This window comes from Micrococcus sp. CH7, assembly GCF_001595485.1.
GTDB classification, from domain to species: Bacteria; Actinomycetota; Actinomycetes; order Actinomycetales; family Micrococcaceae; genus Micrococcus; species Micrococcus luteus.
In genome coordinates, this window is the sequence record NZ_LOSQ01000021.1 from 176,633 (window position 1) to 200,215 (window position 23,583).

The 23,583-nt window shown below is 72.7% G+C and carries 21 protein-coding genes; 9 read left to right on the forward strand and 12 right to left on the reverse strand.

The annotated features are described in order from the left end of the window. Positions 1-17 precede the first annotated feature (17 nt). The gene (gene abc-f / locus AUV08_RS06510) at positions 18-1,616 is read right to left on the reverse strand and encodes a ribosomal protection-like ABC-F family protein (protein WP_061867247.1); all 1,599 of its coding nucleotides are present in this window, start codon (positions 1,614-1,616) and stop codon (positions 18-20) included. Between the two features lie 122 nt (positions 1,617-1,738). Here abc-f and AUV08_RS06515 point away from each other — a divergent pair, with 122 nt between their 5' ends. Then, positions 1,739-2,686, forward strand: a complete 948-nt coding sequence (locus AUV08_RS06515; RefSeq protein WP_061873149.1) for a neutral zinc metallopeptidase — start codon at positions 1,739-1,741, stop codon at positions 2,684-2,686. A 108-nt stretch (positions 2,687-2,794) separates the two neighbouring features. Here the strand turns inward: AUV08_RS06515 and AUV08_RS06520 are convergent, their stop codons facing one another. The 5 genes from AUV08_RS06520 to AUV08_RS06540 all read right to left on the reverse strand — a co-directional run bounded on the left by AUV08_RS06520 (position 2,795) and on the right by AUV08_RS06540 (position 7,408). Continuing rightward, positions 2,795-3,121, reverse strand: coding sequence for a metal-sulfur cluster assembly factor (locus AUV08_RS06520; RefSeq protein WP_002855327.1), 327 nt, complete (start codon positions 3,119-3,121; stop codon positions 2,795-2,797). 1 nt (position 3,122) lies between these two features. Continuing rightward, positions 3,123-3,887 carry a Fe-S cluster assembly ATPase SufC gene (gene sufC / locus AUV08_RS06525; protein WP_061867965.1) on the reverse strand — a complete coding sequence of 255 codons (765 nt, stop codon included), beginning with the start codon at positions 3,885-3,887 and terminating at the stop codon, positions 3,123-3,125. A gap of 46 nt (positions 3,888-3,933) precedes the next feature. Continuing rightward, positions 3,934-5,172, reverse strand: coding sequence for a Fe-S cluster assembly protein SufD (gene sufD, locus AUV08_RS06530; protein ID WP_061867964.1), 1,239 nt, complete (start codon positions 5,170-5,172; stop codon positions 3,934-3,936). A gap of 1 nt (position 5,173) precedes the next feature. Continuing rightward, positions 5,174-6,646 (reverse strand): Fe-S cluster assembly protein SufB, encoded by a 1,473-nt coding sequence (gene sufB, locus AUV08_RS06535; RefSeq protein WP_036315257.1) that lies wholly within the window; start codon positions 6,644-6,646, stop codon positions 5,174-5,176. Positions 6,647-6,712: 66 nt separating this feature from the next. Next, on the reverse strand, positions 6,713-7,408 hold the full coding sequence (locus AUV08_RS06540; RefSeq protein ID WP_231862141.1) for a metalloregulator ArsR/SmtB family transcription factor: 696 nt from the start codon (positions 7,406-7,408) through the stop codon (positions 6,713-6,715). Positions 7,409-7,548: 140 nt separating this feature from the next. Here AUV08_RS06540 and AUV08_RS06545 point away from each other — a divergent pair, with 140 nt between their 5' ends. From AUV08_RS06545 to AUV08_RS06555, 3 genes are read left to right on the forward strand one after another with little or no spacing between them, the layout of a single operon-like run. Next, positions 7,549-8,514, forward strand: a complete 966-nt coding sequence (locus AUV08_RS06545; RefSeq protein WP_230956199.1) for an ABC transporter ATP-binding protein — start codon at positions 7,549-7,551, stop codon at positions 8,512-8,514. Next, positions 8,511-9,287: an ABC transporter permease gene (locus AUV08_RS06550; protein ID WP_061867963.1), complete on the forward strand. Its 777-nt coding sequence runs from the start codon at positions 8,511-8,513 to the stop codon at positions 9,285-9,287. The genes AUV08_RS06545 and AUV08_RS06550 overlap by 4 nt, the downstream gene beginning before the upstream one ends. A 42-nt stretch (positions 9,288-9,329) precedes the next feature. Further along, positions 9,330-10,346, forward strand: coding sequence for a heme A synthase (locus AUV08_RS06555; protein ID WP_061867962.1), 1,017 nt, complete (start codon positions 9,330-9,332; stop codon positions 10,344-10,346). Positions 10,347-10,435: 89 nt separating this feature from the next. Here AUV08_RS06555 and AUV08_RS06560 read toward each other — a convergent pair whose 3' ends face one another. After that, positions 10,436-11,419, reverse strand: coding sequence for a heme o synthase (locus AUV08_RS06560; protein ID WP_061867961.1), 984 nt, complete (start codon positions 11,417-11,419; stop codon positions 10,436-10,438). Positions 11,420-11,681: 262 nt separating this feature from the next. On the opposite strand from AUV08_RS06560, the gene tkt reads away from it, so the two are divergent. From tkt to AUV08_RS06585, 5 genes are read left to right on the forward strand one after another with little or no spacing between them, the layout of a single operon-like run. Beyond that, a complete protein-coding gene (gene tkt / locus AUV08_RS06565) occupies positions 11,682-13,856 on the forward strand; it encodes a transketolase (protein ID WP_061867960.1) in 2,175 nt (724 codons plus the stop codon). Between the two features lie 59 nt (positions 13,857-13,915). Next, on the forward strand, positions 13,916-15,034 hold the full coding sequence (gene tal / locus AUV08_RS06570) for a transaldolase (protein ID WP_061867959.1): 1,119 nt from the start codon (positions 13,916-13,918) through the stop codon (positions 15,032-15,034). A 56-nt stretch (positions 15,035-15,090) separates the two neighbouring features. Beyond that, positions 15,091-16,692 (forward strand): glucose-6-phosphate isomerase, encoded by a 1,602-nt coding sequence (locus AUV08_RS06575; RefSeq protein ID WP_061867958.1) that lies wholly within the window; start codon positions 15,091-15,093, stop codon positions 16,690-16,692. Further along, positions 16,682-18,244, forward strand: coding sequence for a glucose-6-phosphate dehydrogenase (zwf, locus tag AUV08_RS06580; protein WP_061867957.1), 1,563 nt, complete (start codon positions 16,682-16,684; stop codon positions 18,242-18,244). The genes AUV08_RS06575 and zwf overlap by 11 nt, the downstream gene beginning before the upstream one ends. Beyond that, positions 18,241-19,182: a glucose-6-phosphate dehydrogenase assembly protein OpcA gene (locus tag AUV08_RS06585; RefSeq protein WP_061867956.1), complete on the forward strand. Its 942-nt coding sequence runs from the start codon at positions 18,241-18,243 to the stop codon at positions 19,180-19,182. The genes zwf and AUV08_RS06585 overlap by 4 nt, the downstream gene beginning before the upstream one ends. Before the next feature lie 93 nt (positions 19,183-19,275). On the opposite strand, the gene secG is transcribed toward AUV08_RS06585, so the two are convergent. From secG to AUV08_RS06610, 5 genes are all read right to left on the reverse strand, one after another. Further along, complete coding sequence (gene secG, locus AUV08_RS06590; protein WP_036315286.1) at positions 19,276-19,527, reverse strand: preprotein translocase subunit SecG; 252 nt, start codon at positions 19,525-19,527, stop codon at positions 19,276-19,278. Positions 19,528-19,608: 81 nt separating this feature from the next. Then, positions 19,609-20,400 (reverse strand): triose-phosphate isomerase, encoded by a 792-nt coding sequence (tpiA, locus tag AUV08_RS06595; protein ID WP_061867955.1) that lies wholly within the window; start codon positions 20,398-20,400, stop codon positions 19,609-19,611. A 2-nt stretch (positions 20,401-20,402) separates the two neighbouring features. After that, positions 20,403-21,650, reverse strand: a complete 1,248-nt coding sequence (gene pgk, locus AUV08_RS06600; RefSeq protein WP_061867954.1) for a phosphoglycerate kinase — start codon at positions 21,648-21,650, stop codon at positions 20,403-20,405. A gap of 107 nt (positions 21,651-21,757) precedes the next feature. After that, on the reverse strand, positions 21,758-22,768 hold the full coding sequence (gene gap / locus AUV08_RS06605) for a type I glyceraldehyde-3-phosphate dehydrogenase (protein WP_061867953.1): 1,011 nt from the start codon (positions 22,766-22,768) through the stop codon (positions 21,758-21,760). 185 nt (positions 22,769-22,953) lie between these two features. After that, positions 22,954-23,580 (reverse strand): superoxide dismutase, encoded by a 627-nt coding sequence (locus AUV08_RS06610; protein WP_036315296.1) that lies wholly within the window; start codon positions 23,578-23,580, stop codon positions 22,954-22,956. Positions 23,581-23,583: the final 3 nt, after the last annotated feature.

Here is a 23,583-nt window from a genome sequence, read left to right on the forward strand (position 1 = left end):
CTTGGCGGTCCGCGCACTCAGGCGAGGGTGATGAGGTCCTTGTAGTCGTCGTTCCAGAGGTCCTCGACCCCGTCCGGCAGCAGCACCACGCGTTCGGGGTCGAGCGCCTCGACGGCGCCCTCGTCGTGGGTCACGAGCACCACGGCGCCCTCGTACTGGCGCAGCGCGTTCAGGATCTCCTCACGGCTGGCGGGGTCAAGGTTGTTCGTGGGCTCGTCCAGCAGCAGCACGTTCGCGCTCGAGGCCACGAGCGTGGCCAGTGCCAGGCGGGTCTTCTCGCCGCCGGAGAGGACGCGGGCGGGCTTGTCGACGTCGTCGCCCTGGAAGAGGAACGAGCCGAGCAGCGTGCGCGCCTGGGTGTCGCCGAGCTGCGGGGCGGCGTGGCGCATGTTGTCCAGGACGGACGCGTCCTGGTCCAGGGTGTCGTGCTCCTGGGCGAAGTAGCCCAGCTTGAGCCCGTGGCCCGCCTGCACCTCCCCGGTGTCCGGGGTCTCCTCCCCGGCGAGCATGCGCAGCAGCGTCGTCTTGCCGGCGCCGTTGTAGCCCAGGATCACCACGCGCGAGCCGCGGTCGATCGCCAGGTCCACTCCCGTGAAGATCTCGAGCGAGCCGTAGGACTTGGAGAGGTTCTCGGCGCGCAGCGGCGTCTTGCCGGAGGCCTGCGGGGTGGGGAAGCGGATCGCGGCCACGCGGTCGACCGCGCGCTCGCCCTCGACGCCCCGCATGAGCCGCTCGGCGCGCTTGATCATGTTCTGCGCGGCGGTGGCCTTGGTCGCCTTGGCACGCATCTTCTCGGCCTGGGCCAGGAGGGCCGAGGCCTTCTTCTCCGCGTTGGCGAACTCGCGGCGGCGGCGCGCCTCGTCCTGCTGGCGCTGGGCGAGGTAGTTCTTCCACGTCATGTTGTAGACGTCCATGGTCTGCCGGTTCGCATCCAGGTAGAGGACCTTGTTCACGGTCATCTCCATGAGCTCCACGTCGTGCGAGATCATCAGGAGGCCGCCGGAGTAGGTCTTCAGGTAGTCGCGCAGCCACACGATCGAGTCGTGGTCGAGGTGGTTGGTGGGCTCGTCCAGCAGCAGGATGTCCGCGTCGGAGAAGAGGATGCGGGCGAGCTCCACGCGGCGGCGCTGGCCGCCGGAGAGGGTGTGCAGCGGCTGGTCCAGGACGCGGTCCGGCAGGCCGAGGTTGGACGTGATCCGGGCGGCCTCGGACTCGGCCGCGTAACCGCCGCGGGCCTCGAACTCCGCCTCCAGGCGGGAGTAGCGGTTCATCGCCCGCTCGCGCTCGGCGTCGTCGACGGCGGCCATGCCGGCCTCGGCCTCGCGCATGCGGCGGATCGTCTGGTCCAGATCGCGGGCGGAGAGGATGCGGTCGCGGCCGGACTGGTCCATGTCCTCAACCTTGGGGTCCTGGGGCAGGTAGCCGATGCGCCCGGTCCGGGTCACCGTGCCCGCCGTGGGCTGCCCGCCGCCGGCCAGGACCTTGGTCAGCGTCGTCTTGCCGGCGCCGTTGCGCCCCACGAGGCCGACCTTGTCCCCCTTGTCCACGCGGAAGTTCACCTCGTCCATGAGGAGACGGGCGCCCACGCGCAGTTCGACATCGGTGACGGTCAGCATGGGGGTGTCAGACTCCAGGGGTCGAGGGAGGAACAGGGGTGCACCGGCGGGGCCCGGCCGATCTCGACGGGCGGGGGCCAGCGCGGTGCCGGGCCAGTCTAGTCCGTCTACACTCTGGCCCCATGAGCTTCAACGAGAACGTGCAGATCGACGCCGGCCGGGCCCGATCGGGCGGAGGCGGCGGGCTGGGGGGCCGGGGCATCGCCATCGGCGGTGGCGGCGGTCTGCTCGCGTTGCTGCTCGCGATCTTCGCCCCCGGGCTGGCCGAGCAGCTCGGGATCGACACGGGCGGCGGGTCCGTCGGCCAGAGCCAGTACCAGCAGCAGACGGGCTCGGGCGGCCAGAGCCAGCCCCTCTCGGACGAGGAGTGCGCCAGCGGTGCGGACGCCAACCAGAACACCGACTGCCGCGTCGTCGCGACCACCGAGGCCGCGGACGAGTTCTGGGGCGAGTACCTCGCCCAGTTCTCGGACATCCAGTGGCGCCAGCCGCAGCTGACCCTGTTCCAGGGCGGCGTGAGCACCGGCTGCGGCAGCGCCTCCTCGGCCACGGGCCCGTTCTACTGCCCGGCGGACGAGTCCATGTACTTCGACACCGCGTTCTTCGAGACGCTGCAGACCGACTTCGGCGCCGAGGGCGGACCGCTGGCGGAGGAGTACATCGTGGCGCACGAGTACGGCCACCACGTCCAGCAGGTCACCGGGTACCTGCAGCACTCGAAGGACGGGACCACCGGCCCGACCTCCGGCGCCGTGCGCGCGGAGCTGCAGGCCGACTGCTTCGCCGGCATGTGGGCCGGGCACGCCGCCTCCACCGTGGACCCCGAGTCCGGTGAGCCGTTCCTCAAGCGGATCTCGCAGGACCAGCTGCGCCAGGCCATCGACGCGGCCTCCGCCGTGGGCGATGACCGCATCCAGTCCACCCACACCGGCCGAGTGGACCCCGAGGCGTTCACGCACGGCACCTCCGAGCAGCGCATGGCCTGGTTCATGCGCGGCTACCAGAGCTCCCAGCAGGAGCCGGACATCCGCCAGTGCGACACGTTCCGGGCCTCCTCCCTGGACATCTGAGCCGGGAGCGCCGGGGCGCCTGCGGGCCCGTCCGCACTCCCCCAGCACGACGGCGGCTCGTCACCTTCTGCGCGAAGGTGACGGGCCGCCGTCGTCGTCCGGGCCGGATCAGATGTTGAAGCCGAGGGCGCGCATCTGGTCGCGGCCGTCCTCGGTGATCCGCTCGGGGCCCCACGGGGGCATCCAGACCCAGTTCAGCCGCCACTCGTCCACCATGGTGCCGATCGCGCGGGAGACCTGGTCCTCGATCTCGTCCGTGAGCGGGCAGGCCGCGGTGGTCAGGGTCATGTCCACGAGCAGCGCGCCGTCGTCGGCGTAGTGCAGCCCGTAGAGCAGGCCCAGGTCCACGACGTTGACGCCCAGCTCCGGGTCGATCACGTCCTTGAGGGCCTCACGGATGTCCTCCGTGGGCGCCTGGTTCGTGGTCTCCGTCATCTCAGGCCCCCGCCGCGGCCTTCTCGAAGCGGGCGTAGCCCTCGGCCTCGAGCTGCTCGGCGAGCTCCGGGCCGCCGGACTCGGCGACGCGGCCGTCCACCAGCACGTGCACGTGGTCCGGCTTGATGTAGTTGAGGATCCGCGTGTAGTGGGTGATCAGCAGGGTGCCCATCTCGTTCTTCGCCTGGGCGCGGTTGACGCCCTCGGAGACGATGCGCAGCGCGTCGACGTCGAGGCCGGAGTCGGTCTCGTCGAGGATCGCGAACTTGGGCTTGAACAGCTCGAGCTGGAGGATCTCGGCGCGCTTCTTCTCGCCGCCGGAGAAGCCCTCGTTGACGTTGCGGTTCATGAACGCCGGGTCGATCTGCAGGGCCTCGAAGGCGCCCTTGACGTCCTTGGTCCAGGTGCGCAGCGAGGGGGCCTGGCCGTCGAGCGCGGTCTTCGCGGTGCGCAGGAAGTTGGTCATGGTGACGCCCGGGATCTCCACGGGGTACTGCATGGCCAGGAAGAGGCCGGCCTGGGCGCGCTCGTCGACGCTCATCTCCAGCACGTCCTCGCCGTCGAGGGTGATGGAGCCGGAGGTGACCTCGTAGCGCGGGTGGCCGGCGATGGTCGAGGCCAGGGTGGACTTGCCGGAGCCGTTCGGGCCCATGATCGCGTGGGTCTCGCCCGTCTCGATGGTCAGGGAGAGGCCCTTCAGGATCTCCTTGGGGCCGTTCTCGGTCTCGATCTGCACGTGCAGGTCGGTGATCTGCAGGGTTGCCATGGTGGTTCTCCTCGGGTGGAAGGCGGTGGGGTCTGCGGGGCGTCGGTCAGAGCTGCGCGATGCGCAGCTCGTCCTCCATGACGGCGGTCAGCTCGTCCTCGACGTCGCCGACGCCGATCTTCTGGATGATCTCGTTGAGGAAGCCGCGCACGATCAGGCGGCGGGCCTCGGTCTCGGAGATGCCGCGGGCCATCAGGTAGAACAGCTGGGTCTCGTCGAAGCGGCCGGTCGCGGACGCGTGGCCCGCACCCTCGATCACGCCGGTCTCGATCTCCAGGTTCGGCACCGAGTCCGCGCGCGCCCCGTCGGAGAGCAGCAGGTTCTGGTTCTTCTCGTATGTGTCCGTGCCCTCGGCCTCCTTGCGGATCAGCACGTCGCCCACCCACACGGTGCGCGCGTCCGTGCCCTGCAGGGCGCCCTTGTAGAGCACGTTCGAGACGCAGTCCGGCTGGTTGTGGTCCACGAACAGGCGGTTCTCGAGGTGCTGACCGGCGTCGGCGAAGTACAGTCCGTACATCTCGGCCTCGCCGCGCTCGGCGGCGAACCGCGCGGTCGGGGTCAGCCGCACCACGCCGCCGCCGTAGGACACGGCCACGTGCTTGAAGTGCGCGTTCGTGGCGACCGAGGCCTGCTGGGCCGAGACGTGCACGGCGTCGCCCTCCCAGGCCTGTAGCGCGACCACGTTCAGGCGGGCGTCGCGGCGCACGTCGAACTCGACGTTCTGGGCCAGCACGGCGGTGCCGCGGTGGGCGATCACGACGTCGGCCTGCGCGTTCTCCTCCACGAGCACGGTCAGGTGCATCGCGGCCGGGTCGGCGGAGGAGCCGACGACGTCGATGCGCACCGGCTCGGCGACCTCGCCGGAGATCGTCACGACGGTGGCCTCGGAGACCGAGTTCCAGGCCGCGGCGGACACGCGGTCGTCCGGGGTCAGGACGGAGCCGACGCGGGCGTCGTCGCGCGTCACGGTCTCCACCGTGACGCCGGCCTGCTCGGCCACGGTCACGGCGGGGGCGGCACCGGTCAGGCGCGCGTCGTCGCCCTCGGGCAGGTGCAGCCCGCCCAGGCGCTTGAGCGGGGTGAAGCGCCAGTCCTCCTCGCGCCCCGTGAGCACGGGGAAGTCGGACAGCTCGAAGGAGCTGAGGCGATCGGCGCGCGAGCCCGCGGCGTTGCGCTCCCGGCCCCCGGCCCGGGCGGCCGGGTTCTGCGCGACGGTGAGCTTCTCGCCCTCCTCGCCCATGCCCGGGATCATGGTCCGCTGGGTGTTCTCCACGGTGTCGGTCATGTCAGCCCACCGATCCTTCCATCTGCAGTTCGATCAGCTTGTTGAGCTCGAGCGCGTACTCCATGGGCAGCTCGCGGGCGATCGGCTCGATGAAGCCGCGCACGATCATGGCCATGGCCTCGTCCTCGGACATGCCGCGGCTCATGAGGTAGAAGAGCTGCTCCTCGGACACCTTCGAGACGGTCGCCTCGTGGCCGAGGGTCACGTCGTCCTCGCGGATGTCGATGTACGGGTACGTGTCGGAGCGGGAGACCGTGTCGACGAGCAGGGCGTCGCACACCACCGAGTTGGCGGAGCCGTTCGCGCCCTCGGCGATCTGCACCAGGCCGCGGTAGGCGGCGCGGCCGCCGCTGCGGGCCACGGACTTGGACACGATCGAGGAGTTCGTGTGCGGGGCCATGTGCACCATCTTGGAGCCAGTGTCCTGGTGCTGGTCCTTGCCCGCGAACGCGACGGAGAGGGTCTCGCCGGTGGCGTGCTCACCGGTCAGGTACACGGCCGGGTACTTCATGGTCACCTTGGAGCCGATGTTGCCGTCGATCCACTCCATGGTGCCGCCGGCCTCGACCACGGCGCGCTTGGTCACGAGGTTGTACACGTTCGTGGACCAGTTCTGGATGGTGGTGTAGCGCACGCGGGCGTTCTTCTTCACCACGATCTCGACGACCGCCGAGTGCAGCGAGTCGGACTGGTAGATCGGGGCGGTGCAGCCCTCGATGTAGTGCACGTACGAGTCCTCGTCCGCGATGATCAGCGTCCGCTCGAACTGGCCCATGTTCTCCGTGTTGATGCGGAAGTAGGCCTGCAGCGGGATCTCCACGTGCACGCCCTTGGGCACGTACACGAAGGAGCCGCCGGACCACACGGCCGTGTTCAGGGAGGCGAACTTGTTGTCGCCGACCGGGATCACGGTGCCGAAGTACTCCTCGAAGATCTCCGGGTGCTCCTTGAGCGCGGTGTCGGTGTCGAGGAACACGACGCCCTGCTCCTCCAGGTCCTCGCGGATCTGGTGGTAGACGACCTCGGACTCGTACTGGGCGGCGACGCCGGCCACGAGACGCTCGCGCTCGGCCTCGGGGATGCCCAGGCGCTCGTAGGTGTTGCGGATGTCCTCGGGCAGGTCCTCCCAGGTCTTGGCCTGGCCCTCGGTGGAGCGCACGAAGTACTTGATGTTGTCGAAGTCGATGCCGGACAGGTCCGGGCCCCACGCCGGCATCGGCTTGCGCTCGAAGTACTTGAGGGCCTTCAGGCGCAGGTCGCGCATCCACTCCGGCTCGTCCTTCTTGCCGGAGATGTCGCGCACGACGTCCTCGTTCAGACCGCGGACGGCCTTCTCGCCGGCCGCGTCGGAGTCGGCCCAGCCGTACTGGTAGGCGCCGATGGCGTTGAGCTCGGGGTTCTTGTCGAGGATCTCCTGGATCACGCCGGGGTCGGCGGTCTCCGCGGAGTCCCGCTGGACGATCTGGTCGGTCATCTCAGCCTCTCTCACTAGTCACTGCGGTCGGGTGGTCGTCGGGAGCCGGGGCGTGGCCCGCGCAGCTCAGTCTCGGCCCAGCGGCACATGTGTGGTGCACACGTGGGCGCCGGCGGCGAGGGTGGAGAGCCGGCGCACGTCCACCTCGAGCAGGCGGGCGAACAGCGCGGTCTCCTCTTCACAGAACTCCGGATGGCGGGCGGGAATTCCCTGGAACGGGCAGTGCCCCTGGCAGACCTGGTCCGCGCGGAGGGTGGGCGCCAACCCCGCGCCGAAGTGGCGCAGCGTGCCGGCGTAGCCGGCCTCGTCGAGGACCTGGGCGAGGATCCGAGTGCGGTCCTGAAGGTCGGTCTCCCGGCCGTCGACGGCGGCCGTGAAGCGCTCCTCGATCTCACGGAAGGCGTGGCGCGCGGCGCGGCGCACCTCCTCCTCCCCGCCGAGCTCCTCGAGGCGGGCCAGGGTGTCCAGGGCGACGGCGAGGTGGTCCTTGGGCAGGTGCTCCTGCGCGTGCGACGTGACCACGTAGCGGCGGGAGGGCCGTCCCGCGCCGCGGGCCGCGGTGACCCGCTTGACCTCGACGAGCGAGTCCTCCTCGAGCGCGTCCAGATGGCGGCGCACGGCGGCGGCGGTCAGCTCCAGCTCGCGACCGATCTCGGCCGCGCTCACGGGACCACGCGTCAGGACCAGCTGCAGCACACGCTCGCGCGTGCCCTCGGCCGGGGCCGGAGCGGGGGGCGACGCAGACTGATCCGAATACACCACGCCATCATGACCTATTGATCTGGAACGGTTCAAGTGAGGCTCACCTGGCTTGATGACGCCCGCGGCGGAACCCGCCGCAGACCCGGACGCCCCCGACCCCACGAGCCGGGGTCGCAGGGCCCGAGGACTAGACTGGCACGGTGCCCCGACCTCCCCTGACCCCGGATCCCGTGCCGCGCGACGAGCCCGTCCTGCGCCTGAGCGACGTCCACCGGAGCCTCGGCCGCGGCCGGTCCCGCACCCCCGTCCTGCGGGGCGTCGACCTCACCGCCCGTGCCGGCGCCGTCACGGTGCTGCTCGGCCCCAACGGGGCCGGCAAGTCCACCACCCTCGGCCTCTGCCACGGCATGGACCGGCCCGACGCCGGCACCGTGCGCGTCTTCGGCGCGGACCCGTGGCGGGCCTCCGCCGACCTGCGCGCCCGCATCGGCGTGATGTGGCAGGAGGGGGGCCTGCCGCCCGCGATCCCCGCCCGCCGCTTCGTCGGCCACGTGGCGTCCCTGTACCGCGACCCGCTGCCCGTCGAGCCGCTGCTGGAGCGCCTGTTGATCGCCGACGTCGCCGGCCGCCCCCTGCGCCGCCTCTCCGGCGGCCAGCGCCAGCGCGTCGCGCTCGCGGCCGCCCTCGTCGGCCGGCCGGACATGCTGTTCCTCGACGAGCCCACCGCGGGCCTCGACCCGGAGACCCGGCCCGTCGTGCACGACGTCGTGCGGGAGCAGACCGACCGCGGCGCCGCCGTGCTGCTGACCACGCACCTGCTCGACGACGCCGAGCGGCTCGCGGACGACGTCGCCATCCTGCGCGCCGGCCGCGTGGTGCGCTCCGGCTCGCTGGCCGAGCTCACGCGCGTGGCCGAGGGCGACGTCGTCGACGTGGACTTCGGCGACGCCTCCCCCGACGCCGTCCGCGCCTGGGCCGACACCCTGCCCGCGCCGCTGCGCGCGGCCGGCCTCGACGAGTCCGCCCGCCTGCGCGTGGCCGGCGTCCGCGGCCCGGACGACCTGGCCGTCCTCGCCGCGAGCTGGCGGGAGCACGCCCTGATGCCCACCCGATTCGAGCGCGCTGGACTGCGCCTCGAGCAGATCCTCCGGGAGACCGCCGCATGAGCACGCCCGTCGTCGACCACCGCGCCCCGGCCGGCACCGGAGCCCACGCGGGCGCCGCCCCGCTGGCCGCCCGCGTCCTGCGTCAGGCCGGCTACGAGACCGGCACCGCGCTGCGCAACGGCGAGCAGCTGCTCGTCACCGTGGTGCTGCCCCTGCTCGCGCTCGTGGGCGTGCACGTCACCGGCCTGTTGGACGCCCCGGGCCGCTCGGGCCTGGACGTGGCCGTGCCCGGCGTGCTCGCCCTGGCCGTGATCAGCTCCGCGTTCACGGCCACCGCGATCGCCACGGGCTTCGAGCGTCGCTACGACGTGCTCGCCGCCCTGGCCACCACCCCGCTGGGCACGCTCGGCCTCGTCGCCGGCAAGGCCCTGGCGGTGGTGGCCCTCCTGCTGGTGCAGGTGGGCGTGATCGGCGGCGTCGGCCTGGCGCTCGGCTGGCGTCCGGACCCCGAGGGGATCCTGCCGGCCCTCGTCGCCCTCGCGCTGGGGGCCGCCGCCTTCACGGCCCTCGGGCTGCTGCTCGCCGGCACGGCCCGGCCGGAGGCGACCCTCGCCGTCGCCAACCTGCTGTGGGTGCTGTTCGGCGCCGTCGGCGGCACGGTGTTCCCCGCCCGGGTCCCCGGCGTGGACCTGCTCCCCTCCGGCGCGCTGGGCACGGCCCTGCGGGCCGCCCTCCTGGACGGGGCCTGGTCGCCCGTCCCCCTGCTCGTGCTCACCCTGTGGGGCGCCGTGGCCGTCGCGGCCGCGCTCCGCTGGTTCCGCTGGCGGCCCTGAGCCGTTCCCCGTCCCCCTGCATCGAACGATCGGAAGGACACCGTGTCCACCACCACCCCCGCGGCCCGGACCGCCCCGGCCGGGCTCGCCGCCCGTCTGCCGCAGCGCCTCTCGAAGGCCACCATGGCCCTCGCCGTGGCGTCCCTGGCGTCCGAGATCGGCATCATCGTCACCGGCGGCGCCGTGCGCCTCACCGGCTCCGGCCTGGGCTGCCCCACGTGGCCCAAGTGCTCGCCCGAGTCCCTCACCAACACCCCGGAGATGGGCATCCACGGCTACATCGAATTCGGCAACCGGACGCTGACGTTCGTCCTGGTGGTCATCGCCGCCGCCATGTTCCTGTCCCTGTGGAACCTGCGCGGCACCCACCGCAGCCCCTTCTGGCTCTCCGTGGGCCTGCTGGCCGGCATCCCCGCGCAGGCCCTCGTGGGCGGCGTCGTGGTCCTGACGAATCTGAACCCGTGGTGGGTGGCCGGCCACTTCATCGTGTCCTCGATCATGGTGGCCGTGGCGACCCTGCTCGTGGTGCGCATCGCCGCCGAGCGCCGTGCCGGCCGGGCGGGGGTGCCCCTCGTGGACGGCGCCACCACCGGCCGGTCCCGTGCCGCCGCCTGGGCGGCGTTCGCGCTGACGTGGGCCGCCGTGTACCTGGGCACCGTGGTGACCGGCACGGGCCCGCACTCCGGCGACCCCGGCTCGCCGCGCCACGAGTTCGACCCGCTGCTGGTCACGCGTGCCCACGTGGTCCCGGTGTACCTGCTCCTGGCGGCCGCCCTCGTCCTGTTCTTCACGGTGCGCCGCGCGGCCGGTGCCTCCCGCCTGCAGCGCGCCGCCGTGCTGCGGCTCCTGCTCGCCCTCGTGTTCCAGGCCGTCGTGGGCTACACCCAGCACTTCACGGGCCTGCCGATCGGCGTGGTCCTGCTGCACATGCTGGGCTCTGCCCTGCTCGTGGCCGCCGCGACGGAGACCTGGGACCGGCAGGTCGCCCGCTACGTCACGGCCGGGCCGGGCGCCGCGGTCGAGGCCGCCACGCCCGCGCGCACCGTCGCCGCGGGCTGACGCCCCGCGCACGCGAACGGCCCCGCACCGGCTGGTGCGGGGCCGTCGTCGTCTGCGTCCCGGGGAGAGCGCCCGGGGCGGACCGGCGCTCAGGCGCCGAAGTGCATCAGCGGCGCGCCCACGAACGGGTCCACGGCCAGGGCGATGAACAGCAGCGTCAGATAGGTGATGGAGAGGTGGAAGACCTTCATGGCCTTGCGGTCCTCGAAGTCCTCGCGCTGGGCCTGCACCTGCAGCACGTGGGACTCCCAGATGAACCAGCCGCCGACGACGAGCGCGACCGCGGTGTAGACGATGCCGGCCCAGCCCATCGGCACGAGCAGGAGGGAGCACGCCACGGTGGCCCACGCGTAGAGCACGACCTGGTTGGAGACGTGGCGCGCGGAGGCGATGGCGCCGAGCATCGGCACGTCGGCCTGCTGGTAGTCGCGCTTGTACTTCATGGACAGCGGCCAGTAGTGCGGGGGCGTCCACAGGAAGACCACGAGGAACAGCACGATGGCCGGCCACTCGACGGTCCCGCGCACGGCCGCCCAGCCGATCAGCACGGGGAAGCAGCCGGCGATGCCGCCCCACACGATGTTCTGCTCCGTGCGGCGCTTGAGCACGAGCGAGTACACGACCACGTAGAAGAAGATGGCGGCCACGCCCAGGCCCGCCGCCAGCCAGTTGGCGCCGAACCCGAGGATCAGGATGGACACGACCGTCTGCACCCACGCGAACACGAGGGCCCCGCGCGGGGTGACCTCGCCGGTGACGAGCGGCCGGTTCTCGGTGCGCTTCATGACCCGGTCGATGTCCCGGTCGATGTAGCAGTTGAAGGTGCCGGAGGCGCCGGCGGCGAGCGCACCGCCGACGAGCGTGGCGATCATGGTGAACACGTCCGGGAAGCCGCGCTGCGCGAAGATCATGGTCGGCAGCGTGGTCACCAGCAGCAGCTCGATCACCCGGGGCTTCGTCAGCTCGACGTACGCCCGCACCTTGCGGCGCAGGGGCAGCGGGGGCCGATCGACGACGCCGGGCTCGGCGGCGGCGACGCGGGCGGCGGACGGCGACTCCAGGGAGGATGACATCTGCTTCTCACGGTGAGGGGACGGTGGGCGTGCCCGTCCCGGGGTTCGGATCGGCCACTCGGGCGGTCCGCCTGCGGGCAGGCCTTGACCCAGTCTACTCGTGTCAACGGCTGTTCGCCCGGGGGCGAACCATGTCATGGGGCGCCCGGTCGGGCCCGCCCCGCCGTCGCGCGGCTAGGCTGGGACGACGGCCCCACGCCGCGACGCCCCGGCGTCGGCCGGGGCCGCGCCCCGACGCTCCCGATCCGCCAGGAGAGAACCCGTGACCGACGCCGCGCAGCCGCCCACCCCCCCGACCCTGGACCGGGTGGCCCCGGCCCGCGGGTTCGTCTACTCGGAGCAGGACCGCCGGATGGTGGACACGCTCAAGGCGCTCTCGGCGGACGCCGTGGAGAAAACCGGGCACGGCCACCCCGGCACCGCGATCTCGCTGGCCCCCGTGGCGTGGCAGCTGTACCAGAACGTCATGCACCTGGACCCCACGGACGACCGTTGGGAGGGCCGGGACCGCTTCATCCTCTCCGCGGGCCACGCCTCGCTCATCCAGTACCTGCAGCTGTTCGCCGCGGGCGCCGGGCTCGAGATCGAGGACATCCAGGCGCTGCGCACCGAGGGCTCCAGGACCCCGGGCCACCCGGAGTACGGCCACACCCACGGCGTCGAGGTGACCACGGGTCCGCTGGGCCAGGGCCTGGCGATGGGCGTCGGCTTCGCGTACGAGCAGCGCCGCGTGCGCGGGCTGATGGACCCCGACGCCGCCCCCGGCACCTCCCCGTTCGACCACCACGTGTTCGTGCTCGCCTCCGACGGGGACATCCAGGAGGGCGTCGCCGCCGAGGCCTCCTCGCTGGCCGGGCACCAGGAGCTCGGGAACCTGGTGGTCGTCTACGACGCGAACCGCATCTCGATCGAGGACGACACGGACGTCGCGTTCACCGAGGACGTGGTGCGCCGCTACGAGGCCTACGGCTGGCACGTGCAGGAGGTCGACTGGACCAACGGCGCCCAGGGCCACGCCGTGACCGAGTACACGGAGGACGTGGAGGCCCTGTACGACGCCCTCGTGGCGGCCAAGGCCGAGACCGGCCGGCCCTCGCTGATCAAGCTGCGCACCGTGATCGGCTGGCCCTCCCCCACGAAGCAGAACACCGGTGGCATCCACGGCTCCAAGCTCGGCACGGACGAGGTCGCCGGCCTGAAGGAGGGCCTCGGGCTGGATCCGACCACGACCTTCGACGTCGACCCCGAGCTCCTGGCCGGTGCCCGGTCCATCGCCGAGCGCTCGGCCGAGTACCGCCGCGGGTGGGAGGCGGCGTTCCAGGCCTGGCGCGAGGCGAACCCGGAGAACGCGCGGCTGTACGACCGATTGGCCGGACGAGAGCTGCCCGCCGGCTTCGCGGACGCGTTCCCGTCCTGGGACGCGGACGAGAAGGGCCTGGCCACGCGCGCGGCCTCCGGTGAGGTGCTCACGGCCCTCGCGCCGGTCATGCCCGAGCTCTGGGGCGGCTCGGCCGACCTCGCCGGGTCGAACAACACGACCATGAAGGGCGAGCCCTCCTTCATCCCAGCCCGCCGCTCCACGGCGACCTGGCAGGGCGACGAACACGGCCGCACCCTGCACTTCGGCATCCGCGAGTTCGCGGCCGGGGCGATCGTCAACGGCATCACGATCGGTGGCCTGACCCGCGCGTACATGGGCACGTTCCTGACGTTCTCCGACTACATGCGCCCCGCCGTCCGCCTGGCCGCCCTCATGGGCACCCCGAGCACGTACGTGTGGACGCACGACTCCATCGGCCTCGGCGAGGACGGCCCCACGCACCAGCCGGTGGAGCACCTGGCCGCACTGCGGGCCATCCCCGGGCTCGACGTCGTCCGCCCGGCCGACGCGAACGAGACCGCGTGGGCGTGGCGGACGGTGCTCGAGCTCCGGGACCGCCCGGCCGGACTCATCCTGTCCCGGCAGAACCTGCCCGTGCTCCCCCGGGACACGGACGGCTTCGCCCCCGCCTCGGGCGTGGCCCGCGGCGCCTACGTCCTCGTCGACGCCACGGATGCCGACGGCGCGCCGACGCCGGCCCGCGCGCTGCTGATCGCGACCGGCTCCGAGGTCTCCGTGGCCGTGCGGGCCCGCGAGCTGCTGCAGGCCGACGGCGTCCCGACCCGCGTCGTCTCCGCCCCGTGCCTCGAGTGGTTCGCCGAGCAGGACGCGGCCTACCGGGCCGAGGTCCTGCCCGACGGCCCCGACGCCCCGGTCCGCGTCTCCGTCGAGGCCGGCATCGCGATGCCGTGGTTCGAGCACACGGTGACGGCCTCCTCCCCGGGCGCCCGCGTGAGCCTCGAGCACTACGGCGAGTCGGCCGACGGCGCCCGCCTGATGGAGAAGTACGGATTCACCGGTGAGCACGTCGCCGCGGTGACCCGCGGCCTCCTCTGAGGCCCGGCGCCCACGGCGCCCCGAGCACGTCCACCCCGAAGGGAAGGCACCCGCAGACCATGAGCACCCCGCAGAACCCGAACACCGCCGCGCTGGCCCAGGCCGGTGTGTCGATCTGGCTCGACGACCTCTCCCGCACGCGGCTGGACGAGGGCACGCTCGAAGAGCTGATCGCCACCCGCTCGGTCACCGGCGTCACCACAAACCCGTCCATCTTCGCCGTCGCCCTCGCGGACGCGGGCGCCTACCAGGGCCAGCTGCGCGACCTCGCCGCCGCCGGCGCCTCGGTGGACGAGGCCGTCGTCGCCCTGACGACCGAGGACGTGCGCCGCGCCGCCGACGTGCTCGCGCCCGTCCACGAGCGCACCGGCGGGGCGGACGGCTTCGTCTCCCTCGAGGTCGATCCGCGCCTGGCCCGCGACGCCGCCGGCACCGCGGCCCAGGCCCGCGAGCTGGCGGCGGCCGTCGACCGTCCCAACCTCATGGTGAAGATCCCCGCGACCGTGGAGGGTATGTCCGCCATCGCGGACGTGCTCGGCGAGGGCATCAGCGTGAACGTGACCCTGATCTTCTCGCTGCCCCGCTACCGCCAGGTGCTCAACGCCTGGCTCACCGGCCTGGAGAAGGCCCGGGCGAACGGGCACGACGTCCGCCGCCTCCACTCGGTGGCCTCCTTCTTCGTCTCCCGTGTGGACACCGAGGTCGACGCGCGGCTGCGCGCGATCGGCACCCGCGAGGCCGAGGCGCTGACCGGCCGGGCCGCCGTCGCCAACGCCCGCCTGGCCTACCGCGCCTTCGATCAGGCCCTGGACTCGGAGCGCTGGCGCCTGCTCGAGGCGGCCGGCGCCCCCGTGCAGCGGCCCCTGTGGGCCTCCACCGGCGTCAAGGACCCCGCCCTGCCGGACACGCTGTACGTCACCGAGCTCGTGGCACCGCACACCGTGACCACCCTGCCGGAGAAGACCCTCGAGGCGGTCGCCGACCACGGGGTGATCGCGGCGGACACCGTCACGGGCGCCTACGCCGACGCCGACGCCCTGCTCGACGCGGTCGGCGCGGCGGGCGTGTCCTACCAGGACGTCGTGGACGTGCTGGAGACTGAGGGCCTGGAGAAGTTCGAGGCCGCGTGGGACGAGCTGCTCGGCTCGGTCCGCTCCGGGCTCGACGCCCACCGCTGACCGCACCCGCCCCCGACCCCGCCGCCCGCTCGCCACGCGCACGGAAGGACCCCCCCATGAGCACCCTCGGCCTCACCGCCACCGGAGCCGCCCTCGAGGCGATCGACCGCCATCTGCCCGCTCTCCTCCAGGACCGCGTCGCCTCCCGCCTCGGGGAGCAGGACGCCGACCTGTGGGGGGCGCCGGCCCGCGACGAGGCCGCCAAGCGGCTCGGCTGGATCGACCTGTTCGAGGACTCCCGCGCCCTCGTCCCGCACATCGCCCAGCTGACCCGGGAGCTGCGCGCCGAGGGCGTGGACCGCGTGGTCCTGGCGGGCATGGGTGGCTCGTCCCTGGCCCCCGAGGTGATCGCGGCGACGGCCGGCGTCGAGCTCGAGGTCCTGGACTCCACGGACCCGCTCCAGGTCTCCCGCGCCCTCGAGCGCGACCTCGAGCGGACCGTGCTGGTGGTCTCCTCCAAGTCCGGCTCCACCGTGGAGACCGACTCGCAGCGCCGCGTCGTCGAGGCCGCGTTCCGCGACGCCGGGATCGACCCCCGCACCCGCCTGGTCGCCGTCACGGACCCGGGCTCACCGCTGCACGCCGCGTGCGAGTCCGCCGGCTGGCGCGCCGTCTTCACCGCGGACCCGACCGTGGGCGGGCGCTTCTCGGCCCTCACCGCGTTCGGCCTGGTCCCCACCGGCCTGGCCGGCGTGGACGTCGCGGCCCTGCTGGACGACGCGGAGGCCGTGCTCGACCTGCTGATCGCCGACGACGAGGACAACCCGGGCCTGCAGCTCGGCGCGGCCCTGGGCGGCACCCGCCCGCTGCGCGACAAGCTCGTCTTCGCCGACCACGGGTCCGGCATCGCCGGACTGCCGGCCTGGATCGAGCAGCTGATCGCCGAGTCCACGGGCAAGGACGGCACCGGGCTGCTGCCCGTCGTCGTCGCCCCCGGCGACCCCGAGACCGCGTGGGACGCCCCCGACCTGCTGCAGGTGCAGCTCGTCGGCGAGGACGACGTCGCGGCCCCGGGCCACGGCGTGCAGGTCGCCGGCTCGCTCGGCGCCCAGCTGCTGCTGTGGGAGGTGGCCACCGCGGTGGCCGGTCGCCTGCTCGGGATCAACCCCTTCGACCAGCCGGACGTGGAGGCCGCCAAGGCCGCCGCGCGCACCCTGCTGGACAGCCCTGCCGCCGAGCGGACGGCCGACGGTGAGGTGGAGGGCGTCGAGGTCTCCGGCCCGGCGTCCGTGACCTCTGCCCCGGACCTGGCCGGCGTGCTGCGCGCCACGGCGGCGCTGGTGCCCGAGGACGGCTACCTGGCGGTCCACGCCTACCTCTCCCGTCACGACGACGCCGAGCTCGAGGAGCTGCGCGCGGACCTGGCGGACCTGGTCGGTCGCCCGGTCACGTTCGGCTGGGGTCCGCGGTTCCTGCACTCCACCGGGCAGTTCCACAAGGGCGGCCCGGCCGTCGGCGTGTTCCTGCAGATCACCGGCGACGCCGGCCTGGACATCGAGGTGCCCGGCCGCCCGTTCTCCCTGGGCAGGCTCATCGCCGCGCAGGCCGCGGGCGACGCCCGGGTGCTCGGCGATCTCGGCCGCCCCGTGGTCACCCTGCACCTGCGCCGCCGCGACGCGGGCATCGAGGCCCTGAGGAGCGCCGTCCGTGGCCGGTGAGTCCCGGACCGCCCCCCGCAACCCGCTGCGCGACCCCCGTGACCGGCGCCTGACCCGCATCGCGGGCCCGTCGGCGCTCGTGCTGTTCGGCGTGACGGGCGACCTGGCGAAGAAGAAGCTCCTGCCGGCCATGTACGACCTCGCCCAGCGCGGCCTGCTGCCGCCGGCGTTCTCCCTCGTCGGCTTCGGCCGCCGCGACTGGTCCGACGAGGAGTTCGCCGACTACGTGCGCGCCGCCGTGGAGGCCTCCTCCCGGACCACGTTCGACGAGACCGTGTGGGACCAGTTCCGGGGCGGCCTGCGCTTCGTCTCCGGCGCGTTCGATGACGAGGCTGCCTACGTCCGTCTCGACGAGGTGCTCGCCGAGCTCGAGACCTCACGCGGCACGCGGGGGAACACCGCGTTCTACCTCTCCATCCCGCCGGACTGGTTCGAGGCCGTCTCCCGCCACCTGGCCGACCAGGGCCTGGCCGACCGGTCGCAGCCGGCCGAGGGCCCGTGGCGCCGCGTGGTCATCGAGAAGCCCTTCGGCCACGACCTGGCCAGCGCGCAGGAGCTCAACGCTGTGATCGAGCGCGTCTTCCCCTCGGACGCGGTGTTCCGCATCGACCACTACCTCGGCAAGGAGACGGTGCAGAACATCCTCGCGTTCCGGTTCGCCAACCGGATGTTCGAGCCGCTCTGGAACGCGGAGCATGTGGACCACGTCCAGATCACGATGGCCGAGGACATCGGCATCGGTGGACGGGCGAGCTACTACGACGGCGTGGGCGCGGCGCGCGACGTCATCCAGAACCACCTCCTGCAGCTGCTCGCGTTCACCGCGATGGAGGAGCCGATCTCGTTCGACGCGGGCCATCTGCGCGCGGAGAAGGAGAAGGTCCTCGAGGCCGTGACCGTCCCGGACACGCCCGAGGGACTCGCGGCGGCCTCCGCCCGCGGCCAGTACACCTCCGGCTGGCAGGGCGGCGAGCGGGTCACGGGATTCCTCGACGAGGAGGGCTTCAACCCGGCGTCCGTCACGGAGACGTACGCCGCGCTCAAGGTGGGCATCCGCACGCGGCGCTGGCAGGGCGTGCCGTTCTACCTGCGGGCCGGCAAACGCCTCGGCCGGCGGGTGACGGAGATCGCCGTCGTCTTCAAGAAGCCCCCGCACCTGCTGTTCCCCGTCCACGACGGGGACGAGTTCGGGCAGAACATCATCGTCATCCGGGTGCAGCCGGACGAGGGCGTCACCATCCGCTTCGCGTCCAAGGTGCCCGGCACGCAGACCGAGATCCGCGACGTCACGATGGACTTCGGCTACGGCCACGCCTTCACCGAGGACTCCCCCGAGGCGTACGAGCGTCTCATCCTCGACGTGCTCCTCGGGGAGCCGCCGCTGTTCCCGCGCCAGGCCGAGGTGGAGCTGTCCTGGCGGATCGTGGACCCGTTCGAGGAGCACTGGGCGAGCCTGGGCACCCAGCCCGAGCCCTACGCCCCGGGCACGTGGGGACCGCCCTCGGCCGACGCCCTCATGGCCCGCGACGGACGAAGCTGGAGGCGCCCGTGAAGATCCGCATGCACGACACCACCACCTCCCAGGTGGCCAAGCGCATCACGCAGCTGCGCGAGAAGAGCGGGGTCGTGACCCTCGGCCGCGTCCTCACGCTCGTGATCAGCACGGACGACGCCGGCATCGAGTCCGCCGTCCAGGCCGCCAACGCGGCCTCGCTCGAACACCCGTGCCGCATCGTCGTCCTGGCCCTGGGCGACCCCGCGGCCCCCACCCGCCTGGACGCCGAGATCCGGGTCGGGGGCGACGCCGGCGCCTCCGACGTCGTGGTGCTGTGGTGCGCCGGGGAGAACGCCCACGCCGACGAGTCGCTCGTCTCCGGGCTGCTCCTGCCCGATGCGCCCATCGTCGTGTGGTGGCCCGGGGTGCCACCCGGGGTCCCCTCGGCGACGGCGCTCGGTCGCCTGGCCCACCGCCGGATCACGGACACGGCCTCGGCGTCCGCGGCCGAGCCCGCCCTGTGGGCTCTGCGCGCGGGCCACCATGAGGGGGACACCGACCTGGCCTGGACGCGCCTGACGCTGTGGCGGATCCAGGTGGCCGGGATCTTCGACACGCTCGACGTGGCCACCCTGCGCTCGGTGACGGTGGACGGGGCGCCGGACTCCCCCAGCACCATGCTGCTCGCGGCGTGGCTCACCCTGACCCTGAAGGTGCCCGTGACGATCGCGCACTCGAAGGTCGGCCACGGGATCCGTGCGGTGCGCCTGCGGTGCACGGACGGGGACGTGGTGCTCTCCCGCTCGCAGTCGCAGGTGGCCCGGCTCTATCAGCAGGGCCGGCCGGTGCAGCGCATCTCCCTGCCACGCCGGACGATCCAGGACTGCCTGGCCGAGGAGCTGCGCCGCCTGGACCCGGACGAGGTCTTCGGCGCCGTGCTCCACCAGGGCCTGCCGCGCACGGACCTCTCCCCCGTGCAGGCCTCCGAACGCTGAGGGGCCCCCGGCGCCCCACCGGTCCGGGACGCGCGAACGCCCCGCACGGATCTTCCGTGCGGGGCGTTCGCGTCGGGGCCCGGCGGGGCGGCCTCAGGACTCCATGGTCAGTCGCGGCAGGACGCCGAGCAGGGCGATCACGACACCCCAGGCGACCACGGAGCCGACGGTCAGGCGGGTAAGCAGACGCTGGGCGGAGCCCGAGGAGCTCATCGAGCTGGTCACGCCGCCGCCGAACATGTCCGAGACGCCGCCGCCGCGGCCCTTGTGCAGCAGGATGAGCAGCACGATGACCACGCTGAGCACGACCACGAGGATCTGCAGGGCCAGGGTCAGGACGTCCACGGGAGGGCTCCTCGGGTCGAGGTGCGGCCCCGGCGCGCGCCGGGGCCGTCACGGAGAATGCGGTCGGTCGGGCCGGACGGATCAGGCCTGGTCGAACCGGACGATCTTAGCAAACTCGTCCGCGTCGAGGCTGGCGCCGCCCACGAGGGCGCCGTCCACGTCCGGCTGCGCCAGCAGCGCCGGCGCGCTGGAGGACTTCACGGAGCCGCCGTAGAGGATCCGCAGCCCGGCGGCGACGTCGTCGCCGTGCAGCGCGGCCACGCGGGCCCGCAGGGCCGCGCACATCTGCTGCGCGTCCTCGGGTCCGGCGACCTCGCCCGTGCCGATCGCCCACACGGGCTCGTAAGCGACGACGACGCCGGCCACGTCCTGCGCCGACAGGCCCGCGATGGAGCCCTCCAGCTGGGCGAGCGTGTGCTCGACGTGCCGGCCGGCCTGGCGCACCTCCAGGCCCTCGCCCACGCAGATCACCGGGGTGAGGCCGTGGCGGAGGGCCGCGGCGGCCTTGCGCGCGACGAGGGCGTCGTCCTCCCCGTGGAGGGTGCGGCGCTCGGAGTGGCCCACGATCGCGTAGCGGCACCCCAGCGCGGCCAGGAACGCGCCGGAGACGTCGCCCGTGTAGGCGCCGGCGTCCTCGGGCGAGAGGTCCTGCGCGCCGTAGGCGAGGTCCAGGCGGTCGCCGGTGACGAGCGTCTGCACGGCCCGCAGGTCCGTGAAGGGCGGGAACACCGCGACCTCCACGGCCTCCTGGTCATGGCCCGCGTCCGTGAGGAGCCACGTGAGGCGCTGCACCAGGGTGACGGCCTCGAGGTGGTCCAGGTTCATCTTCCAGTTGCCCGCGATCAGCGGCACACGCGTGGTCTGCTCCGCCATGCTCACGCCCGCCCCTCGCCGGCCAGGGCGGTGACGCCCGGGAGCTCCTTGCCCTCGAGGTATTCGAGGGAGGCGCCGCCGCCGGTGGAGATGTGGCCGAACGCGTCGTCGGCGAAGCCCAGCGTGCGCACGGCCGCCGCGGAGTCGCCGCCGCCGACCACCGACAGGCCGCCGGCCGCGGAGGCCTCGGTGAGGGCCTGGGCCACCGCCCGGGTGCCCTCCGCGAAGGCCGGGAACTCGAACACGCCCATGGGGCCGTTCCAGAACACGGTCTGGGCGCCGCGGATCTGCTCCGCGAACGCCCGGGCCGTCTCGGGGCCGATGTCCAGGCCCATGGCGGACGCGCCGTGCGCGCCCGAGGTGAGGGCGTCCACGGCCAAGACCTCGTGCTCGGCGTCGGCCGCGAAGCCGGAGGCCATGACGATGTCCGTGGGGAGCACGATGCGGGCGGCCCCGGCCTCGGAGCGGCGCAGGTACTCGCGGACGGTGTCGAGCTGGTCCTCCTCGAGCAGGGAGGCGCCCACCTCGTGGCCCTGCGCCTTGAGGAACGTGAAGAGCATGCCGCCGCCGATCAGCAGCGTGTCGGCCTTGTCCAGCAGGTTGTCGATCACGGCCAGCTTGTCCGAGACCTTGGACCCGCCCAGCACGACGACGTAGGGCCGCTCCGGGGACTCGGTCAGACGGGTGAGCACCTCGAGCTCGGCGGCGACCAGCGGGCCCTGGTGGGCCGGCAGCTGCGCCGCGACGTCGAACACGGAGGCGTGCTTGCGGTGGACCGCGCCGAAGGCGTCGCCCACGTAGGCGCCGTCGTCGCCGGCCAGCGCCGCCATCTCGTCGGCGAGGGCGGCGCGCTCGGCATCGTCCTTGGAGGTCTCGCGGGCGTCGAAGCGCACGTTCTCCAGCAGCAGCACCTGGCCGTCCTGCAGGGCGGCGGCCTTCGCGCGCGCGTCGTCCCCGGTCACGTCCGCGGCCAGGGCGACGTCGGCGCCCAGCAGCTCGGCCATGCGCGCGGCGACGGGGCGGAGGGAGTACGCGGGGTCCGGCTCACCCTTGGGGCGGCCCAGGTGGGCCATGACGATCACGCGCGCACCGGCCTCGGCCAGGTCCCGGATCGCGGGCAGCGAGGCCCGGATGCGGCCGTCGTCGGTGACGGTGTCCCCGTCCAGCGGGACGTTCAGGTCGGACCGGATGAGCACGGTGCGGCCGGCGACGCCGGCCTCGAGCAGATCGGTGAGGGTCGATGCGGGCATGATGCCTCCTGGGGTGCCGGAGCGGGGTCGGTTCACGGTGCAGTCTAGGCGGACGGCCCGGACCGACGGAGGAACCGTCGGCCCGGGCCGTCGGGCGCCGTGCGGGCTCAGAGCTTCGAGGCGACGACGTCCGCGAAGTCCATGAGCTGGGAGGTGTAGCCGTACTCGTTGTCGTACCAGCCGATGATCTTCACGGTCTGGCCGATGGACTTGGTCAGCGGGGCGTCGAAGGTGCACGCCGCCGGGGAGGTGACGATGTCCGAGGACACGATCGGGTCCTCCGAGTAGACCAGGCGGCCCTGCAGCCGTCCGGACTCCGCGGCCTTCTTGAACGCCGCGTTGATCTCCTCGACCTCCACGTGGCGCGTCAGCTCCACGGTCAGGTCGGTGGCCGAGCCGGTGATGGTCGGCACCCGCATGGCGAAGCCGTCGAGCTTGCCCTTCAGCTCCGGGATGACCTCGCCGATGGCCTTGGCCGCGCCCGTGGAGGTGGGCACCATGTTCTGGGCGGCGGCGCGCGCCCGACGGCGATCCTTCTTGTGCACGTTGTCGTGCAGGTTCTGGTCGCCGGTGTACGCGTGGATCGTGGTCATGATGCCGTCCACGATGCCGAACTCGTCGTTGAGCACCTTCGCCATCGGGGCCAGGCAGTTGGTGGTGCACGAGGCGTTCGAGACGATGTGCATCGTCTCCGCGTCGTAGGTGTGCTCGTTCACGCCCATCACGAAGGTGCCGTCGACCTCCTTGGCGGGAGCGGAGATGAGGACCTTCTTGGCCCCGGCGTCGAGGTGGGCCTGCGCCTTGGGGCCGGTCGTGAAGATGCCGGTGCACTCGATGACCAGGTCCACGCCGAGCTCACCCCACGGCAGCTTCGTCGGGTCGGCCTCCTGGAAGAACGCGACGTCGCGGCCGTCGATGCGGAACCCCTTCTCGGTCCGCTCCAGCTCGCCCGGGTAGCGGCCCAGGATGGTGTCGTACTTGGTGAGCCAGAACAGGTCATCGGGGTCGGCGAGGTCGTTCACGGCGACCAGCTCGAGGCCCTCGTGGCCGCGGTCCCTGAGCACGCGCACGATGTTGCGTCCGATGCGGCCGTAGCCGTTGATGGCGATCTTGGTCATGGTGGTCTCTCTCGTTAGTTCGCGTTGCGTGGTCCCCGTGGCGGTGGGTCCGGGGCGGTGCGGTCGAGCGGTCGCGCCCGGTCCGGGCGCGCGGTGGGGACAGGGCCGGAGCGCCGAGCCCCTCCCCGCATCGGGGCGCTGACGTCGTGGGGCCACGACGTCAGCGCCCCGGTGCGCGGTGTGGATCAGGCCGGGAGGATCAGGCCGGAGGCGCCGGCGCGGGCGGCCTCGAAGCGGGCCTGCACGTCGGCCCAGTTCACGATGTTCCAGATCGCCTTGACGTAGTCCGCCTTGACGTTCTGGTAGTCGAGGTAGAAGGCGTGCTCCCACATGTCCAGCTGGAACAGCGGGATGGTGGCGACCGGCACGCCGTTCTGCTGGTCGTAGAACTGCTCGATCACCAGGTTGCCGCCGATGGGCTCGTAGGCCAGCACGGCCCAGCCGGAGCCCTGGATGCCGAGGGCGGCGGCGGTGAAGTGGGCCTGGAACTGGTCGAACGAGCCGAAGTACTCGTCGATGGCGGCGGCCAGCTCGCCGGTCGGCTTGTCGCCGCCCTCCGGCGAGAGGTTCTTCCAGAAGATCGAGTGGTTCGTGTGCCCGCCCAGGTTGAAGGCGAGGTCCTTCGACAGCTGGTTCACGGAGCCGAAGTCGCCGGCCTCACGCGCGGCGGCCAGCTTCTCCAGGGCGGTGTTCGCGCCCTTGACGTACGTGGCGTGGTGCTTGGAGTGGTGCAGCTCCATGATGCGGGCCGAGATGTGCGGCTCCAGCGCGGCGTAGTCGTAGTCCAGCTCCGGAAGGGTGTATTCGGTCATGCT

What these genes read in the sequence shown, in the direction of transcription:
- AUV08_RS06515 (WP_061873149.1), top strand. Translation starts at nt 1,739, where the DNA reads ATGAGCTTCAACGAGAACGTGCAGATCGACGCCGGCCGGGCCCGATCG.
- abc-f (WP_061867247.1), bottom strand. Translation starts at nt 1,616, where the DNA reads ATGCTGACCGTCACCGATGTCGAACTGCGCGTGGGCGCCCGTCTCCTC.
- AUV08_RS06575 (WP_061867958.1), top strand. Translation starts at nt 15,091, where the DNA reads ATGAGCACCCTCGGCCTCACCGCCACCGGAGCCGCCCTCGAGGCGATC.
- gap (WP_061867953.1), bottom strand. Translation starts at nt 22,768, where the DNA reads ATGACCAAGATCGCCATCAACGGCTACGGCCGCATCGGACGCAACATC.
- sufC (WP_061867965.1), bottom strand. Translation starts at nt 3,887, where the DNA reads ATGGCAACCCTGCAGATCACCGACCTGCACGTGCAGATCGAGACCGAG.
- sufD (WP_061867964.1), bottom strand. Translation starts at nt 5,172, where the DNA reads ATGACCGACACCGTGGAGAACACCCAGCGGACCATGATCCCGGGCATG.
- pgk (WP_061867954.1), bottom strand. Translation starts at nt 21,650, where the DNA reads ATGCCCGCATCGACCCTCACCGATCTGCTCGAGGCCGGCGTCGCCGGC.
- AUV08_RS06560 (WP_061867961.1), bottom strand. Translation starts at nt 11,419, where the DNA reads ATGTCATCCTCCCTGGAGTCGCCGTCCGCCGCCCGCGTCGCCGCCGCC.
- tpiA (WP_061867955.1), bottom strand. Translation starts at nt 20,400, where the DNA reads ATGGCGGAGCAGACCACGCGTGTGCCGCTGATCGCGGGCAACTGGAAG.
- AUV08_RS06610 (WP_036315296.1), bottom strand. Translation starts at nt 23,580, where the DNA reads ATGACCGAATACACCCTTCCGGAGCTGGACTACGACTACGCCGCGCTG.
- sufB (WP_036315257.1), bottom strand. Translation starts at nt 6,646, where the DNA reads ATGACCGACCAGATCGTCCAGCGGGACTCCGCGGAGACCGCCGACCCC.
- AUV08_RS06520 (WP_002855327.1), bottom strand. Translation starts at nt 3,121, where the DNA reads ATGACGGAGACCACGAACCAGGCGCCCACGGAGGACATCCGTGAGGCC.
- AUV08_RS06550 (WP_061867963.1), top strand. Translation starts at nt 8,511, where the DNA reads ATGAGCACGCCCGTCGTCGACCACCGCGCCCCGGCCGGCACCGGAGCC.
- tal (WP_061867959.1), top strand. Translation starts at nt 13,916, where the DNA reads ATGAGCACCCCGCAGAACCCGAACACCGCCGCGCTGGCCCAGGCCGGT.